We start from the raw sequence: 15,913 nt of genomic DNA on the forward strand, positions 1-15,913 counted from the left end.
CGTGACCGACGCCGCCGCCTTCCGCCGGGCGTTCACCGCCGTGATCATGGTGCTCGCGCTCGTCTGCGGCGTCCTGCTCGTGATCGCCGGCAGCCAGGGTCCTCGGCTGGTGCGCACCGACGTGGATCCGCTCGCCGTCGTGCAGCAGTCCCGCCAGCGGCTGGTGCTCGCGGCGAACCGGCCGCTCCAGCCCGTCGACGCGTCGCGCATCCGGATGGAGCCCGGCGCCGACTTCACCGTCGACACGCAGGCCGACCGCATCATCCTCGACTTCGCGCGCCCGCTCGCCTACGACGCCGACTACACGGTGTCGATCGACGGCGTGCAGGGCGTCGGCGGCGGCCCCGCGTCCGACCTCCGCACGGGGTTCCGCACGGGCGACCCCGGAATGTTCGTGCTCGTCCGCGGCGGCGAGCAGCAGGCCGACCGGATCGTGCGGCAGAGCGTCGCGGGCACCGGCGACGGCGCGAGCGACGTGGTCTTCCAGGCCACGAAGATCCAGGAGTACGCGGTCGTCGGCGACTCGCTCGTCGTGGCGACCCTCCAGGACGACGGCACGAACGCCCTGGTCATCGCGGCGCTCGACGGATCCGGCCAGGTCGACCTGCCGCTCCCCGGCCGCGGCACGCTGCAGGACCTGCACGCGGCGGACACGGGCACCACGGTCGGCTTCCGCTTCACGAGCGCGGACGGCGGCCCCTACGACGACACGCTCATGGTCGACGACGTGGGCGCCGGCGCCGCCCCGACGCCCGTGCTGGGGCTCGACGGACGGGAGCTCAGCGTCCAGGCGTGGGGCTTCGTGCCCGGCCGACCGCAGCTGGTGGCGCATGGGCAGGACGGCGACCTCTACCTGATCACGGTCGACGGATCCACGCCCATCGTCCCGCTCGGCCGCCACGGCACGCTCGGCCCGTTCTCCGCGGACGGCACGCGGCTCGCGGTCACGGACCCGGGCTCGACGACCGAGATCGACCTCACGACCGCGCAGCAGACGACCCTGCCGACCGAGACCGGCGGCGCCGACCTGCAGTACGACGGCGCGATCTCGTTCGTGCCCGGCGACGACGGCGCGGTGCTCCGCGTGCGCACGGCGCTGGACGCCGCCACCGGCAGGGCCAGCCAGCGCCTCGTCGTGGTGCGCGACGGCCGGGCGAGCGACGTGTACGTGCCCGCGGATCCGTCGACGCGCATCACGGGCCTCTCCGTCACCCCGAACGGCCGCTTCGCGCTGCTGGAGACGGTGCCGGATCCCGCGCGCGGCGCGAGCGACGACTACCCGCGGAACCCCCGCGACACGACCGTGACCACCCTGCTCGTCGAGCTCGCCACGGGCACGGTGACCCGCAGCGTCGCCGGCTTCGAGGTCACGATCGGCTGATCCGCCGGGGCCTGCCGCCCGCCCCCGGACGCGCCGACGGCCCCGGCTCCCGAAGAGCGAGACGAGGCCGTCGATGCGTTCCGCTGTGATCGCAGGTGGTGCGTCCCGGCTGTGCCGGGTGGGTGCTACTTGGTGTTGACGGTGATCTTGGCGATGCCGACGACGAGCTGGTCGGTGACGGCGTCGGTGCCGAAGGTGCTGTTCAGCAGGGCGGCGGCGTCGGGGCTGACCTTGACGGTGGTGCCCTCGAGGACGGCGTTGTCGCCCTCCATCTGGAGGGGCTTCAGGGTCGTGCCGTCGAGGTTGAAGATGTAGACGTCCTTCATGACCTCGCCGTCGCCGACCTGGACCGAGCCGGTGAGGCGGCTGGTGCCGGGGTCGATGACGAAGTCGGTGAGCTTCACGACGGTGGAGCCGGCGGTGAGGCTGATGCCGGAGCCGGCGTGGTCGATCTCGCCCTGGACGTAGGGGCGGTAGGACTGCTCGGGGTCGAAGTACTTCACGTTGCCGCCGGTGATGGGGAACGCGAGGGTGCCGGTGGCGCCGTCGAGGGTCGCGCCGCCGATCACGCCGGGGGTGAGGCCGAGGGTGGTGAGGGCGCCGGTGAAGCCGCTGTCGAGGGTGACCTTGGTGTCGACGCCGGTCAGGGTCGGGATCGTCGCGAGGGGCGTGGGGTTGGCCTCGGTCGTCGCGGACGCGGACGGCGCGGCGGAGGAGGAGGACGAGGGGGTCTCGGCGGGCGTGGAGCACGCGGCGAGGCCGACGACGAGGAAGCCGGCGGTGGCGAGGCCGAAGACGGACTTGGTGAGGTTGCGCATGGTTGTTCCTTCGCTGTGTGGGCTGGGATCCGCCCGGTTCCCCGGGCGACACAGGGACTTCGGCGCCGTCGCGGAACGGGTTGGGGGCGGTTCTCCTTTCCCAGGTGAACGCCAGGTTCGGCGCGCACAGCCCCGTGGACATGCGGATCGACGCCGACGGGCACGACGCCCGCTGTTGACTTCCGATAGTCGCCGATATATCGTCGCTACATCGCGACAGCACGCCGCGATTCCCGACATCCCCCGACCGGAAGGAGCGCACCATGCGCACCTACGACCACGACGACCACCTGCCGTCCTCCCACGACGGATCCCCCGCCGACCGCCACGAGCCCCGCATGCAGCACCACGGCGGCTTCCACCCGCGCATGATGCCGGGCCGCCCGCTCGCCCGCGGCTTCCGCCCCGGCGAGGGCGGCCCCGGCTTCCCCGGGTTCCCGGGCTTCCCCGGCATGGGCGGCTTCGGGCCCGGATTCGGCCCGGGCCGCGGACGCGGCGGACGGGGTCGCGCCCGCCGCGGCGACGTCCGCCTCGCGATCCTGTCCCTCCTCGCCGACGCGCCCTCCAACGGCTACGGCCTCATCACCGGCATCGCCGCGAAGACCGAGGGCGCCTGGCGGCCGAGCCCCGGATCCGTCTACCCCACGCTCCAGCAGCTCGTCGACGAGGACCTGATCGTCGCCGACGACTCCGGCTCGAAGAGCGTCTACTCCCTCACCGATGCGGGCCGCGCCCACGTCGAGGAGAACCAGGCGGAGATCGACGCCGCCTGGGCCGCCACCACCGACAAGTCCGAGGGCGAGGACGCGTTCCAGACGAGCCTCATGAAGCTGATGGGCGTGGTGAAGCCCCTCATGCACGACGCGACGGACGCGCAGCGCCAGGCCGCGGCGGCGAAGCTCGACGAGACGCGACGCGCGCTGTACGCGATCCTCGCCGACTGATCCGCGCCGGCCGCAGGGCCCCGGCACGACGACGGCCCCCGCATCTGCGGGGGCCGTCGTCGTGCGCGCGGGAGGATCAGCGGATCGCCGCTCCCGTGTCGAGGTCGTCGCCGGCCTCGAGGTCCGGGCCGTCGGACTCGGTGATGTCGATGCCGAGGCCGCCGTCGGCGTCGTCCGCCTCGACGGCGTCGTCCTCGAGCGGGACGACGCGCTCGGCGTCGATGGCCTCTCGCGCGTCGCGGTCGGCTGCCCCGACGAGCTCCTCCTCGTCGACGCCGGTGTCGTCCAGGTCGCGGTCGGCGGGATCGCGCGGGTTCTCGATGTCGCTCACGGTGCTCTCCTCTGCTGGTCGATGCGGCGCGTGCGCGCCGTCCTCCGACCGTACGCGCCCCGCCTCCGCGCGTGCTGGCCCGATCCCTCGGCGAGCGCGGGGACGCGGACCCGGACCCGGACCCGGGTCAGGCGACGCTGACGGTGATCCCGTGCCAGCCGGTCGCGCCGTCGGGAGCGGGCGGCGCCTCGTCCGAGGTCTGCGTCGCGCCCGTCGTGTCGGTCGCGCGCACCTCCACGCGATGGGATCCGCTCGTCGCGTCCCACGCGTACGACCACTGCCGCCACGTGTCCGTGCCCACGCCGTCGCCCAGCGTCGCCTCGACCCAGTCGCCCTCATCGACGCGCACCTCCACCCGCTCGATGCCGGTGTGCTGCGCCCACGCCATGCCCGCGACGGCCACGCGGCCGGCGTCCACGCGCATGCCCGAGCGCGGGGTGTCGATGCGCGAGCCGGTCTTGATGGGGCCGCGCTCGGTCCAGCCGCGGGTCGACCAGTAGGCGACGTCCTCGGCGAAGGTCGTGACCTTGAGCTCGGTGACCCACTTGGTGGCCGAGACGTAGCCGTAGAGGCCGGGCACGACCATCCGCACGGGGAAGCCGTGCTGCTGCGGGAGGGGCTCGCCGTTCATGCCGACCGCGAGGATCGCGGCGCGGTCCGGGTCGGTGAGCGCCTCGATCGGCGTGCTCGCCGTCCAGCCGTCCTGGCTCGTGGAGAGCACCATGTCGGCGCCCGCGGTGGGGCGGGCGCGCTCGAGCAGCAGCCGGATGGGGTAGCCGAGCCAGAGCGCGTTGCCGATGAGGTTCCCGCCGACCTCGTTGGAGACGCAGGTGAGGGTCGTCACGTGCTCCTCGAGCGGGAGGGCGAGCAGCTCGGCGAACGAGATCTCGACCTCCTCCTCGACCATGCCGGTGATCCGCAGGCGCCAGGCCGCGGCGTCGACCGACGGCACCTGGAGCGCGGTGTCGATGCGGTAGAAGGAGTCGGACGGCGTGACGAAGGGCGCGAGGCCGGGGATCCCCAGCTCGGCGGAGGCGGGGATCGCGGCGGCGGGCGAGGCCGCGCGCGGGAGCACGAGGGTGCGGCGGAAGTCGTCCACGCGGGCGGCGGCGGCGTTGACGCCGCGGGCGACGGATCCGGCGACGACCGACGCGACTCCCGCGACCACCGTCATGACGAGGAAGGTGCGGCGCTCCACGCGGGCACCGGCGCCGGGCGTGAGCGGGGCGCGCGCGGCCGGACGGGCGATGCCGCGCACGGGCTCGGCGGTCTGCGCGGCGAGCGACCGGGCGCGGTCGGCCGCGTCGCGCCAGTCGCGGAGGCGGTCGGCGCCGCGGTGGAGGATGAACGCGCCCGCGAGCATCCCGACCACCGTGGGGATCGCGGCGGCGCCCGTGGCCCCGGCGCGGGTGGTGGCCGCGAGCACGGCGATCCCGGCGAAGAGGGCCAGCACGACCACGCCGAGCGGGGGCCGGCGCACCTGCAGGATCCCGGCGACCGCGGCCGCGGCGAGCACCACGAGGCCGAGCACCACGAGGAGCGCCACCTTGTCGCCCGTGCCGAACAGGGCGATCACCGCGTCCTTGACGCCCGCGGGCACGAGGTCGATGACGAGCGCGCCGACCGCGAGCACCGGGCTCGCCGCGGGCGCGACGAAGGCCGCGGCGATCTCGGCGACGGCCAGCACGGCGAGCGCCGCCACCACCCCGAGGAACGCGGACCACCAGCGGAGGGCCGCGCGCGTCACGGACCGACCGGCTTGCTGTACGGGAGGATCACGTCGAAGCGGCAGCCGCCGTCGATGTTCTGGACGGTGACGTCGCCGTCGTGGGCGCGCACGATGCCGCGGACGATCGCGAGGCCGAGGCCCGCGCCGCCGCCGCCGGATGCGTAGCCGCCGTCGTGCGTGCCCTCGGCCTGCACCGCGTGATCCGGAAGGGTCGCCTCGACGGGCGCGGCCGGGAAGTCGGGGCCGAGCGCGGCCTTCTCGGTGGCGCTCTTGCCGTAGGCGCGCGGGGTGCGGGACCCGGTGGACCGCCAGCCCGCGTCGAACACGCGCGGCAGGTCGGCCTCCGGGATGCCGCCCGCGGTGTCCTCGACGGAGAGGACGGCGAGGTTGCCGGAGTCGCGGTGGGCGGAGATCACGATGCGGCCGCCCGGGAGCGACTGCTGGATGGCGTTCATGACGAGGTTGCCGACGACGCGGGAGAGCTCGCGCGGGTCGCCCTGCACCACGAGGTCGTCGTGCGCGGTCTCGCCGCGGAGGTCCACCTGGCGGGCCTGCGCCACGGGGCCGAGCTCCGCGACGGTGTCGCTCACGACGTCGTAGAGGGAGACGCGCTCGACGGCGAGCTCGAGGCTGCCGGAGTTGATCCGCGACAGCTCGAACAGGTCGTCGACCATGCCGTTGAGGCGGTTCGCCTGCACGCGGATCTGCCGGAAGTAGCGGTGCTCGTCGTCGACCATGCCGTCCTCGAGGGACTCCGCCATGGCGCGGATCCCCGCGAGCGGCGTGCGCAGGTCGTGCGACATCCACGCGATGAGCTCGCGGCGGCTGCGCTCCTGCGCCTCCATGCGGTCGCGGGCGTCGGCGAGGCGGCGGTTGGCGGCGCTGAGCTCGCGGGCGAGCTGCGCGAACTCGGTGCTGGTGGGGCGGCCGGGCTCGACGGCGGCCTCCTCGCCCATCGACGCGGCGTAGCGGCCGAGCTCGCGGCTGCCGCGCACGAGCGTCATGCCGAGCATCGCCGCCATCACGAGGGAGACCAGCGCGGAGACGGCCGCGACCGAGAGGAACGCGGTGAGGCCGGCGTCGTCGACGAGCATGCTCGCGGTGACGGCGACCATGCCGCCCACGACCGAGAGCACCGCGGCGAGCGCGACCACGCAGATCTGGAGCACGAGCGACCGGCGGCGGAGCAGGCGCAGCAGGACGCTGGCGCCGAGGCCGACGACCGCGGCGCAGACGAGCGCCGTCAGCACGACGACGAGGAACTCGTCGGCGCTCACGCGTCGTCGCCGGCGGGAGGGGCGGGCGCGGCGGGCGTCGCGGGCACGTCGGGCGTCGCGGCGTCGGGGTCGAAGCGGTAGCCGACGCCCCACACGGTGCCGAGGAGCACGGGGTGCGCGGGATCCGCCTCGATCTTCTCCCGCAGGCGCCGCACGTGCACGGTCACGGTGGAGAGGTCGCCGATCTCCCAGCCCCACACGGAGCGGAGCAGATCGTCGCGGCCGAAGACGCGGCGCGGGTTCCGCAGCAGGAAGGCGAGGAGGTCGAACTCGCGCGAGGTGAGGGACAGCATCACGCCGGCCTGGTGGATCTCGCGCGCGCCGAGGTCGAGCACGAACGGGCCGGCGACGAACGCGGGCTCCGGCTGGGGCTCCGGGACGGTGCGGCGGAGGACGGCGCGGACGCGGAGCACGAGCTCGCGCGGGGAGAACGGCTTGGCGAGGTAGTCGTCGGCGCCGGCGTCGAGGCCGTTGACGCGGTCCTCGCCCTGGCCGAGCGCGGTGAGCATCACGACGGGGACGGGCGAGTCGGGGTGGTGGGCGCGGATCCGCCGGCACACCTCGAGGCCGTCGAGGCCGGGCAGCATGCGGTCGAGCACCACGAGGTCGGGCATGCGCTCGGTGGCGACGCGCACGGCCTCGAGGCCGTCGGCGACCGTCTCCACCTGGAAGCCGGAGGCCTTGAGGTAGCGGCACACGACCTCGTTGACCGTGGGGTCGTCCTCGACCACGAGGATGCGGCGGCCGCGCAGCGGATCCGGCCGCGACGGGTCGGGCCGCGCGGGCTCGGGGCGCCCGGCGTCGGCGCGCGCGGGATCGGTTGCGGGGCTCACCCGGCCAGACTATGCGCCGGTCCCTGGGGCGGGACCCGGGGTGGCCGCCTTGCGAGGGAGCCGTCACCCCTCGGGCCGCGCGGAGCCCGCCGTCGGCCCGGCCTCCTAGGCTCGACGGATGATGAGCGCGCTCGTGGACGTGGTCCTGCCCTGCCTGGACGAGGAGGAGGCCCTGCCCTGGGTGCTCGGCCGCCTGCCCGAGGGGTACCGCGCGATCGTCGTCGACAACGGATCCACCGACCGCTCCGCCGAGGTCGCCCGGGAGCACGGCGCGCTGGTCGTCACGGAGTCCCGCCGCGGGTTCGGCGCCGCCGCGCACGCCGGGCTCGAGGCCGCGACCGCGCCGCTCGTGGCGTTCTGCGACGCCGACGCGTCGATGGATCCGGCGATGCTGCCGCGCGTCGTCGACCCCGTGCGCCACGGCGAGCGCGACCTCGTGCTGGGTCGCCGCGTCCCGTCGGCGCGCGGCGCGTGGCCGCTGCACGCGCGGATCGCGAACCTCGAGCTGGCCCGGCGGCTGCGCCGGATCACCGGCGTCCCGCTGCACGACCTCGGCCCGATGCGGTGCGGGCGGCGCACCGAGCTGCTGGATCTGGGCATCCTCGACCGGCGCAGCGGCTATCCGTTGGAGATGCTGCTGCGCGCATCGGCCGCCGGGTGGAGCATCCTGGAGGTGGAGATGCCGTACGCACCGCGCGTGGGGCGGTCCAAGGTGACCGGCACCGTGCGCGGGACCGTCACGGCCGTGCGCGACATGTCGCGCGTGCTGGCCGAGGCGCGACAGGCGGCGGCCGGTGCCGACCGCACCCCGGGAGGATCCGCGTGACCGCCGTCGTCGTCATCGCCAAGGAGTGCATCCCGGGCCGCGTCAAGACGCGCCTGCACCCGCCGTTCACTCTCGAGGAGGCGGCCGAGCTCGCCTCCGCCGCCCTCGCTGACACGCTCGCGGCCGTCGACGACGCCGCCCCCGCGCGCCGCGTGCTCCTCTTCGACGGCGCGAACCCGCCCGCGGAGGCCGACGGCTACGACGTGCTCCCGCAGGTCGCGGGCGACCTCGACGAGCGCCTCGCCGCCATGTTCGACGCGCTCGACGGCCCCGTCCTCCTCGTCGGCATGGACACGCCGCAGCTCACCGCCGACCTGATCCGTCCCGTGCTCGACTCGTGGGCCGACGGCGCGCGCGGGCCCGACGCCTGGTTCGGCCCCGCCAACGACGGCGGCTTCTGGGCGCTCGGCCTCCGGGATCCCGACGGCGGCCTCGTGCGCGGCGTGCCCATGTCGCGCGACGACACCGGCGCCGTGCAGCTCTCGCGGCTGATCGACGCCGGGCTCGACGTGGCGATGCTGCCGGAGCTGACCGACGTGGACACCGTCGACGACGCGCGCGAGGCCGCCGCGGCCGCGCCCGCCCATCGCTTCGCCGCCGCGCTCCGAACCCTGATGACCGCCGCGGAGACCCGCAGCGCGACCGCACCATCCGCAGCACCGCAGAGGGACCCCGCATGAGCCTGGCCGTCGAGCACCCCGAGGACCGCGCCACCGCGCGCGACCGCACCTTCGGATCCGGGGGCGGCGAGCCCTACGCCCGCGCGCTCCGCGACTCCGGCGAGGTCCTCTTCATGTCGCTCGCGGCGGACGACGGCAGCGACGAGGTCATCGACATCAGCCGCTGGAGGGCCGACGCCGACGCGGTCGACGCGAGCCTCCTCGCGGAGGCCGACGGACCCGTCCTCGACGTCGGCTGCGGCCCGGGCCGCATGGTCCGCGCCGCGATGGACGCGGGCCTCGGCGCCCTCGGCATCGACGTCTCCCCGACCGTGGTCGAGATGGCCGCCGGCCAGGGCCTTCCCGTCCTGCACCGCTCCGTCTTCGAGCGCCTCCCCCGCGAGGGCGGCTGGGGCACGCTCCTCCTCCTCGACGGCAACATCGGCATCGGCGGCGACGCGGCCGCGCTCCTCGCCCGCTGCGGCGAGCTGCTCGACGACCAGGGCGCGCTCATCGTGGAGACCCACCCGGATCCCGCCCGCGACCGCACGTTCGAGTGCACGGTCGAGGACGGCCAGGGCCGCGCGAGCGACCCGTTCCCGTGGGCGCAGGTGGGCCGCGACGCCGTCGCGCGCATGGCCGACGCCGCGGGCCTCGCGCTCGCTCAGTGCTGGGAGACCGAGGGCCGGTCCTTCTGCCGGCTCGTCCGCACGTAGAGCCACGCCGCCACGGCCGTCGCCACCGCGGTGGCGACCCACATGAGCGCGAGCCGCGGCGCGTAGTCGGCGATGAGGATCGTCGGGTTCTCGTTCCCGAGCGCGCGCGCCCGGATCTCCGGCACGACCACGAGGGCGGTCACGGCCATCACGACGACGCCCGCCTGCACGATCGCCAGCGCGCCCGGCGGCAGGCGTCGACCGGCCTTGCGCAGCAGGAGGCCCGCGACGAAGACGACGGGCGACAGGATCGCGTCGTGCACGAGGATCGCGAGGAGCAGGAAGACGGCGACGCCGACCACCTGGTCCGGGCGCTGGGAGTCGAGCAGCACGAGGGCGCCCACGACGAGGCCGACGACGCCGACCGCGACGAGCGCGATGCGCGCCGCGAGCACGCCGCGGGATCCGGGCGCCTCCGCGGGTCGTGTTCCGGGCATCACATCGCCTCCAGGGTCGAGAGCCACTTGGTCTGCAGCACGCCGGGTCGGCCGGGCGCGATCATGCGCGCCGGGTAGCCGTGCTGGATGTCGAGGGGCGCGCCGTCGAGCTCGAGCGCCACGAGCGTGAGCGGGTCGCGCACGTACTCCGGCCCCATCTCGGTGCGCCGGAAGCCGCCGCGCTGCTCGAGGCTCGTGACGCGCAGGCGCGCGCCCGGGTCGGCGCCGACGGCGTCCATCAGGTCCATGAGCCGCACGCCGCGCCATGTCGCCGACTGGCTCCAGCCCTCCACGCACGAGATGGGGAGCGTCGCGGTGACGAGCTCCATGCCGCGCAGGTCGTCCATCGTGAAGGCGCGCGAGGCGGATCCGGTCGAGACGGTGAGCGTCCACGCGGGATCCACCGCCGTCTCGGTGACGCCCGCGGCCTCGGCCGTGCGGTTGACGGGCAGCCGCTGCGGGCCGGTGCCCATGACGCGCGGGCCGAACGCGTTGAACGGCGCGAGGATCCGGAACGACTGCCCGGCGGTGAGCCCCACGACCGCGGCGACGGACGCCCCGACCGCGACGAGGAAGCCGCGGCGGGCGACGGGCGCCGGCGCGACGGGGGCGTCGTCGATCCACGCGAGCACGCGGCCCGTGACCCCGCGGGGCGCGGCGGCGGGCGCGGGCCGGCCGGCGGCGGGCGCGTCCTCGACGATGGGCGACTCGTCGGCCTGCCCGCGTCGCCAGTGCCCCGCGATGGCGGGCAGCTTGACGCCGATGTGGATCGCGAGCGATCCGACCACCACGAACGCCAGCGCGAAGTGCGTCTGCCGGAAGTAGAAGGGGAACGGCACCCACTGGAACGTGTTGAGGAGGCCCATGGCGACCTCGAGCAGCGACGCCCCGACGAACACCGCGATCGACGCGCGCTCGAGGAACGAGACCACGCCGGTGATGGGCGGGTACGTGAGCAGCTCGGGGAAGACGATCCAGAGCTTGGCGAGCAGCAGCGGGACGCACGCGATGCCGGCGGTGATGTGGATCCCCTGCGTCAGCCGGTACAGCGACACGGGCGCGGTCGGGAAGCGCATCCACGGCAGCGGGTCCTGGAGGAAGTGGCTGTAGAGCCCGGTGGCGAAGCAGACCAGGAAGGCGAGGCCGAGCAGGCGCCCGACCACCACCGCCAGGCGCGTCGTGCGCGCGGGCGACGCGAGCCGCCTGCGGGCCTCGTGCATCAGCGTCCGCATGGGGGTCGTCCTCCGTCCGGGGTGCGACGGGTCGCGGCCGGTCGGCGGGCGTCCGGCTGCGCGACGACACAATGGGGTGTGCGCACCGCCTTCACCGCCTTCGTCCTGCTCGTCCTGGCCGCGCTCACCGGGTGGTCGGTGGTCGCGTTCGATCTGTTCGGCGATGCCGACGACGAGGCGTTCTTCCGTCGCGAGGGTGCCGCGCCGTTCTTCTGGCTCGTGGTCGTCATCTGGGTGGTCTTCGGAGCGGCGGTCCTCCTGGTGCGGAAGCTGCCCGCCCGATCGGCCGCTGCGCTCATCATCCTCGGATCCGTGGGCGTCGGCGCCGCCGCCATGGCCGGGCCGCCGAACACCAGCACCGACTCCGCGCGCTACGCGTGGGACGGCATCGTCCAGAACACGGGCGAGTCCCCGTACCGGTACACGCCGGCGGACCCCGAGCTGCGCGACCTCCGCCCCGACTGGCTCTACCCGAGGACGGTCGTCGGGTCCGACGGCGCCGCCACCTGCGAGGGGAAGCGGATCATGGGCGTGCGCGAGGAGGAGACGCACGAGCCGATGTGCACGGCGCTCAACCGGCCCAAGGTCCCCACCATCTACCCGCCCATGGCCGAGCTGTACTTCGCCGGCGTGCGCGCGGGCGTGCCCGTGACCGCCGAGTACTGGACGTTCCAGGCGGCCGGGCTCCTCATCATGACGGCGGTGACGCTGCTGCTCCTGCGCGCGCTGCGGAAGCGCGGCAAGCCCGTGTGGTGGGCGGCGCTCTGGGCGTGGTGCCCGCTCGTCGCCAGCGAGGTGGTGACCAACTCGCACGTGGACGCGCTCGGCGCGCTGCTCGCCCTCGCCGCGTCGCTGCTCGTCGCGGGCGGGATGCGGTGGCGCGGCGGCATCGCGCTCGGCGCGGCCATCGCGACCAAGCTCATCCCCGTGATCGCCGCGCCGGCGCTGCTCCGGAAGCAGCCGTGGAAGGTCATCACGGCGGCGGTCGTGACCTTCGCGCTCCTGTACGTGCCGTACGTGCTCAGCACCGGGATCGCGGTGCTCGGCTACCTGCCCGGCTACCTGCAGGAGGAGGGCTACGAGGACGGCGGGCGCTTCCCGCTCGTGGAGCTGCTCGTGCCCGGGAGGTACGGGCTGGTCGCGGTCGCGCTGATCCTCGCGGTGACCGCGGGCCTGGTGTGGTGGAGGACGGACCCGGCGGACCCGTGGGTCGGCCAGGTCGTGATGATCGGCGTGACCCTCCTCGCCGTGAGCCCGCGCTACTCCTGGTACGCGCTGCTGCTCATCCCGTTCATCGCGATGACGGGCCGCGGCGAGTGGTTCGCCGTGGTCGCGGCGCTCGCCATGCGGCTGTTCGCGCCGGACGTGTGGGCGTGGCAGATCGCGCTCGCGGCGGCCCTGGTGATCGTCGTGGCCGGCTCGCTCGTGCGCCTGGGTCCCGACGGGCGGCAGCGCCTCGTGCCGGCGGCCGTGCGGCGGCGGCTGGGTCGGGAGCGCGTGCCGGCGGAGGGGCCCGACGCGGGCTGATCAGCTCCCGCGCGGGATCCGCACGCGCAGCCGCTCCCCGGCCCCCGGCCGCAGCGCGGCGTACGCGGCGGCGTCGAGCTCCGCGGTGACCTCGGCGCCCTCGTCGGGGATCAGCTCAGCCGGCGCCGACGCGTCCTCCGCGCCGGGCGCGACCAGGCGGAGCGTCACCCGGACGCGGCCGGCGGACGCCTCCACGCGGCGGACGGCGCCGGTCAGGCGCACGTGACGGGGGCCGTCCCGCGCCTCGTCCTCCGCGTCGGCGGCGTCGGACCCCCGCGCCAGCGTCACGTCGTCGGGCGCGGCCACGAGCACGGCCGGGTGTCCCGCGGCGTCCCGCCCGGCGACGCGGTTCATGCCCACGAGCCGGGCGACGTACGCGGTCGCGGGCCGCGCGGCGACCTCCGCGGGCGCGCCCTCCTGGACGGGGCGTCCGTCCTCGAGGACGTGGATCCGGTCGGCCAGCGCGAGCGCGTCGACGGGGTCGTGCGTCACGAGTACGGCCGCGCCGCCGAAGCGCCGGAGCTCGTCGGCGAGGAGGTCGCGCACGTCGAGGCGGGTGCCCGCGTCGAGCGCGGCCATCGGCTCGTCGAGGAGGAGCAGCGGCGGCTCCAGCACGAGCGCGCGGGCGAGCGCGACGCGCTGGGACTGGCCGCCCGAGAGCGCGGCGGGCCGCCGGTCGGCGAGGTGCGCGATCCCGAGCCGCTCGAGGAGGGCACGCGCTCGGCCCTCCGCATCGGCGCGGGCGACGCCGTGCGCGCGCGGCCCGAAGGCCACGTTCGCCAGCGCGGACAGGTGCGGGAACAGCAGGTGGTCCTGGAAGACGACGCCGATGCCGCGGCCCTCGGCGGGGATCCGCGCGGCGCTGCCGTCCGCGTCCTCGAGCACCCGCCCGTCGAGCGTCACGCGACCGGCGGTGAGCGGCACGAGCCCGGCGAGCGCGCGCAGCAGCGTGGACTTGCCGGCGCCGTTCGGGCCGACGACCGCGGTCACGGATCCGGCTGCCACCCGCAGGCGCACGTCGAGCCGGAACGCCGGGCGCTCGACGACAACGCGCGCGTCGAGCCCGCGGTCGAGCCCGCCGCCGCTCACGCGTGCACCCCCGAGGTCCACCGGTCCCGCAGGCTGACCAGCACGACGACCGACACCGCGAGCAGCACGAGGCTCAGCACCACGGCGGCGTCCGGATCCGTCTGCAGCGCCAGGTAGGCCGACAGCGGGATCGTCTGGGTCACCCCCGGGAAGCTGCCCGCGAAGGTGAGGGTCGCGCCGAACTCGCCGAGCGCGCGGGCGAAGCAGAGCACCGCGCCCGCGCCGATCCCGGGCGCGACGAGCGGCAGGGTCACGCGCCGGAACACGGTCCAGCGGCTCGCGCCGAGGGTCGCCGCCGCGTCCTCGTAGCGCCGGTCGGCGCCGCGCAGCGCCCCCTCCACCGCGAGCACGAGGAACGGCATGGCCACGAAGGTCTCGGCGATCACCACGGCGGGCGTCGTGAACGGGATGGTGATCCCGGTGAGCGCCTCGAGCGGCCCGCCCACGAGCCCGCGGCGGCCGAGCAGGAGCAGCAGCGCCACGCCGCCGATCACGGGCGGCAGCACGAGCGGCACGGTCACGAGCGCGCGGAGGACCCGCTGCACCACGGGCGGCCTCCCCGCCGAGCGCGAGAGCACGAACGCGAGCGGCACCCCGAGCACGAGGCTCAGCGCGGTGGCCGCGAGCGCGCTGCCGAGCGAGAGGCCGAGGGCGCGGGCGACGGCGGGATCCGCGAGCCGCTCCCCGAGCGTCGCCCACGGCGCGCGCACCACGAGCGCCGCGAGCGGCAGCACGAGGAACGCGAGGGCGACGCCGGCGGGGATCCAGAGGAGGACGGGGACGCGGTCGGCGCGCCGGTCAGGGCGCACGGAACCCCGCGCCGTGGAACACGGCGCGGGCCTCGTCACCGGCCACGAAGTCGGCGAACGCGGCGGCGGCCGCGGGCGACGCGGATCCGGCGAGCGGCGCGATCACGCAGTCCGTCGTGACGTCCACGTCGTCCGGCAGCGGCACGCCTTCGACGCGGTCGCCCGCGGCGCGCACGTCGGTCGCGTAGACGACGGCCGCGTCCACCTCGCCGAGCTCCACGCGGGTGAGGGCGGCGCGCACGTCCTGCTCGAGCGAGTCCGGACGCGGGGTGACGCCCGCCTTGCCGAACGCCTGCGCCGCCGCGGCGCCGCACGGCACCTCGGGCGCGCAGAGGGCCAGCGTGCGGCCGGCGTCGGCGAAGTCGGCGAGGCCCGTGACGCGGCCGGGGTTGCCGGGCGGCACCGCGATCTCGAGCGCGTTGCGGGCGAAGACGCGCGGCTCCGCGGCCGTCTCCCCCGCGTCGACGACCGTCTGCATCGTCGCGGTCGACGCGGAGGCGAACACGTCGGCGGGCGCGCCCTGCACGATCTGCTGCGCGAGCGTCGAGCTGCCGCCGTAGGAGACCGTGACCGCGATGCCCGGGTGCGCGGCCTGGAAGTCGGCGGCGACCTCGTCCATGCTGCCGGTGAGCGATGCGGCCGCCTGCACCACGAGCGTGCCGGTGAGGGAGTCGGGGGCGGGATCGGGGACGCCCGCGGGCGCGGATCCGCCCGCGGAGCACCCGGCCAGGAGGCCGACGGCCAGGGCGCCGACGACGATGCGGGTCCCGCGGATCACGCCCGCCCGCCCGTCAGCGACTCCGGCGCGAGCAGCTCCACGCCCACGTTCGTGGCCTTCACGGTCGCCGCGGCCGGCGCCCCGACCTCGAGCCCGAGCTCGTCGGCGGCCTCGCGGCTGATGAGCGACACCATCCGGAACGGCCCCGCCTGGATCTCGACCTGCGCCATCACGCCGTCCCGCACCACCCGCGTGACGATGCCGGCCATGCGGTTGCGCGCCGAGGTCGGCGGGCGCCGGGCACCGGATGCGGCGAGCGCCCCGTCCGCGGCGAGCTCGGTCGCGAGGTGCGCGAGCTGCACGCCGTCCACGAGGATCAGGCGCCCCTCACCGCGCACGAGGTCGAGCCGGCCGGCGTCGGCCCAGCGCCGGAGCGTGTCGTCGCTCACGCCGATGAGCGCGGCGGCCTCGCTCACGCGGTATCGGAACGGCGGCGCGGAGGGCGGTGCTGCGGCGGGCTCGACCTGGGCATCCGCGGCGCGCGACCGCGTCCGGTCCCTGTTCTGCGTCATGCAGCGATCCTAGGC

17 protein-coding genes are annotated in these 15,913 nt (G+C 75.5%); 6 read left to right on the top strand and 11 right to left on the bottom strand.

Annotated elements, in window-relative coordinates:
* The first annotated feature begins 1 nt into the window (after nucleotide 1).
* Nucleotides 2–1,381 (top strand): hypothetical protein, encoded by a 1,380-nt coding sequence (locus tag AES38_RS11220; RefSeq protein ID WP_244629164.1) that lies wholly within the window; start codon nucleotides 2–4, stop codon nucleotides 1,379–1,381.
* Between the two features lie 125 nt (nucleotides 1,382–1,506).
* On the opposite strand, the gene AES38_RS11225 is transcribed toward AES38_RS11220, so the two are convergent.
* On the bottom strand, nucleotides 1,507–2,199 hold the full coding sequence (locus tag AES38_RS11225; RefSeq protein ID WP_053773289.1) for a hypothetical protein: 693 nt from the start codon (nucleotides 2,197–2,199) through the stop codon (nucleotides 1,507–1,509).
* Nucleotides 2,200–2,462: 263 nt separating this feature from the next.
* On the opposite strand from AES38_RS11225, the gene AES38_RS11230 reads away from it, so the two are divergent.
* Nucleotides 2,463–3,143 carry a PadR family transcriptional regulator gene (locus tag AES38_RS11230; RefSeq protein WP_053775052.1) on the top strand — a complete coding sequence of 227 codons (681 nt, stop codon included), beginning with the start codon at nucleotides 2,463–2,465 and terminating at the stop codon, nucleotides 3,141–3,143.
* 76 nt (nucleotides 3,144–3,219) lie between these two features.
* Here the strand turns inward: AES38_RS11230 and AES38_RS11235 are convergent, their stop codons facing one another.
* From AES38_RS11235 to AES38_RS11250, 4 genes are all read right to left on the bottom strand, one after another.
* On the bottom strand, nucleotides 3,220–3,474 hold the full coding sequence (locus tag AES38_RS11235; protein ID WP_053775053.1) for a hypothetical protein: 255 nt from the start codon (nucleotides 3,472–3,474) through the stop codon (nucleotides 3,220–3,222).
* A gap of 127 nt (nucleotides 3,475–3,601) precedes the next feature.
* Nucleotides 3,602–5,221 (bottom strand): molybdopterin-dependent oxidoreductase, encoded by a 1,620-nt coding sequence (locus AES38_RS11240; RefSeq protein ID WP_053775054.1) that lies wholly within the window; start codon nucleotides 5,219–5,221, stop codon nucleotides 3,602–3,604.
* Nucleotides 5,218–6,480 (bottom strand): sensor histidine kinase, encoded by a 1,263-nt coding sequence (locus AES38_RS11245; protein WP_053775055.1) that lies wholly within the window; start codon nucleotides 6,478–6,480, stop codon nucleotides 5,218–5,220. The genes AES38_RS11240 and AES38_RS11245 overlap by 4 nt, the downstream gene beginning before the upstream one ends.
* Complete coding sequence (locus tag AES38_RS11250; protein ID WP_053775056.1) at nucleotides 6,477–7,313, bottom strand: response regulator transcription factor; 837 nt, start codon at nucleotides 7,311–7,313, stop codon at nucleotides 6,477–6,479. The genes AES38_RS11245 and AES38_RS11250 overlap by 4 nt, the downstream gene beginning before the upstream one ends.
* Before the next feature lie 118 nt (nucleotides 7,314–7,431).
* Between AES38_RS11250 and AES38_RS11255 the strand changes: the two genes are divergently transcribed.
* Genes AES38_RS11255 through AES38_RS11265 form a run of 3 tightly spaced genes read left to right on the top strand, consistent with a single transcriptional unit; the run spans nucleotide 7,432 to nucleotide 9,514 of the window.
* A complete protein-coding gene (locus tag AES38_RS11255) occupies nucleotides 7,432–8,139 on the top strand; it encodes a glycosyltransferase family 2 protein (RefSeq protein ID WP_053775057.1) in 708 nt (235 codons plus the stop codon).
* Nucleotides 8,136–8,819, top strand: a complete 684-nt coding sequence (locus AES38_RS11260; RefSeq protein WP_053775058.1) for a TIGR04282 family arsenosugar biosynthesis glycosyltransferase — start codon at nucleotides 8,136–8,138, stop codon at nucleotides 8,817–8,819. The genes AES38_RS11255 and AES38_RS11260 overlap by 4 nt, the downstream gene beginning before the upstream one ends.
* Nucleotides 8,816–9,514, top strand: coding sequence for a class I SAM-dependent methyltransferase (locus AES38_RS11265; protein WP_053775059.1), 699 nt, complete (start codon nucleotides 8,816–8,818; stop codon nucleotides 9,512–9,514). The genes AES38_RS11260 and AES38_RS11265 overlap by 4 nt, the downstream gene beginning before the upstream one ends.
* Here the strand turns inward: AES38_RS11265 and AES38_RS11270 are convergent.
* Nucleotides 9,463–9,951: a hypothetical protein gene (locus tag AES38_RS11270; RefSeq protein ID WP_053775785.1), complete on the bottom strand. Its 489-nt coding sequence runs from the start codon at nucleotides 9,949–9,951 to the stop codon at nucleotides 9,463–9,465. The two genes, AES38_RS11265 and AES38_RS11270, sit on opposite strands and share 52 nt — an antisense overlap.
* Nucleotides 9,951–11,183 carry a molybdopterin-dependent oxidoreductase gene (locus AES38_RS11275; protein ID WP_053775060.1) on the bottom strand — a complete coding sequence of 411 codons (1,233 nt, stop codon included), beginning with the start codon at nucleotides 11,181–11,183 and terminating at the stop codon, nucleotides 9,951–9,953. Before AES38_RS11275 ends, AES38_RS11270 begins: the two co-directional genes overlap by 1 nt.
* 78 nt (nucleotides 11,184–11,261) lie before the next feature.
* Here AES38_RS11275 and AES38_RS11280 point away from each other — a divergent pair, with 78 nt between their 5' ends.
* Nucleotides 11,262–12,710, top strand: a complete 1,449-nt coding sequence (locus AES38_RS11280) for a glycosyltransferase 87 family protein (RefSeq protein WP_053775061.1) — start codon at nucleotides 11,262–11,264, stop codon at nucleotides 12,708–12,710.
* Here the strand turns inward: AES38_RS11280 and AES38_RS11285 are convergent, their stop codons facing one another.
* Genes AES38_RS11285 through AES38_RS11300 form a run of 4 tightly spaced genes read right to left on the bottom strand, consistent with a single transcriptional unit; the run spans nucleotide 12,711 to nucleotide 15,898 of the window.
* A complete protein-coding gene (locus AES38_RS11285) occupies nucleotides 12,711–13,799 on the bottom strand; it encodes an ABC transporter ATP-binding protein (protein ID WP_053775062.1) in 1,089 nt (362 codons plus the stop codon).
* The gene (locus AES38_RS11290) at nucleotides 13,796–14,608 is read right to left on the bottom strand and encodes an ABC transporter permease (protein ID WP_053775063.1); all 813 of its coding nucleotides are present in this window, start codon (nucleotides 14,606–14,608) and stop codon (nucleotides 13,796–13,798) included. The genes AES38_RS11285 and AES38_RS11290 overlap by 4 nt, the downstream gene beginning before the upstream one ends.
* On the bottom strand, nucleotides 14,598–15,383 hold the full coding sequence (gene modA, locus AES38_RS11295) for a molybdate ABC transporter substrate-binding protein (protein WP_053775786.1): 786 nt from the start codon (nucleotides 15,381–15,383) through the stop codon (nucleotides 14,598–14,600). Before modA ends, AES38_RS11290 begins: the two co-directional genes overlap by 11 nt.
* Nucleotides 15,383–15,898, bottom strand: coding sequence for a TOBE domain-containing protein (locus tag AES38_RS11300; RefSeq protein ID WP_053775064.1), 516 nt, complete (start codon nucleotides 15,896–15,898; stop codon nucleotides 15,383–15,385). The genes modA and AES38_RS11300 overlap by 1 nt, the downstream gene beginning before the upstream one ends.
* Between the last annotated feature and the right edge of the window lie 15 nt (nucleotides 15,899–15,913).

The organism is Clavibacter capsici, from assembly GCF_001280205.1.
Classification (GTDB): Bacteria; Actinomycetota; Actinomycetes; order Actinomycetales; family Microbacteriaceae; genus Clavibacter; species Clavibacter capsici.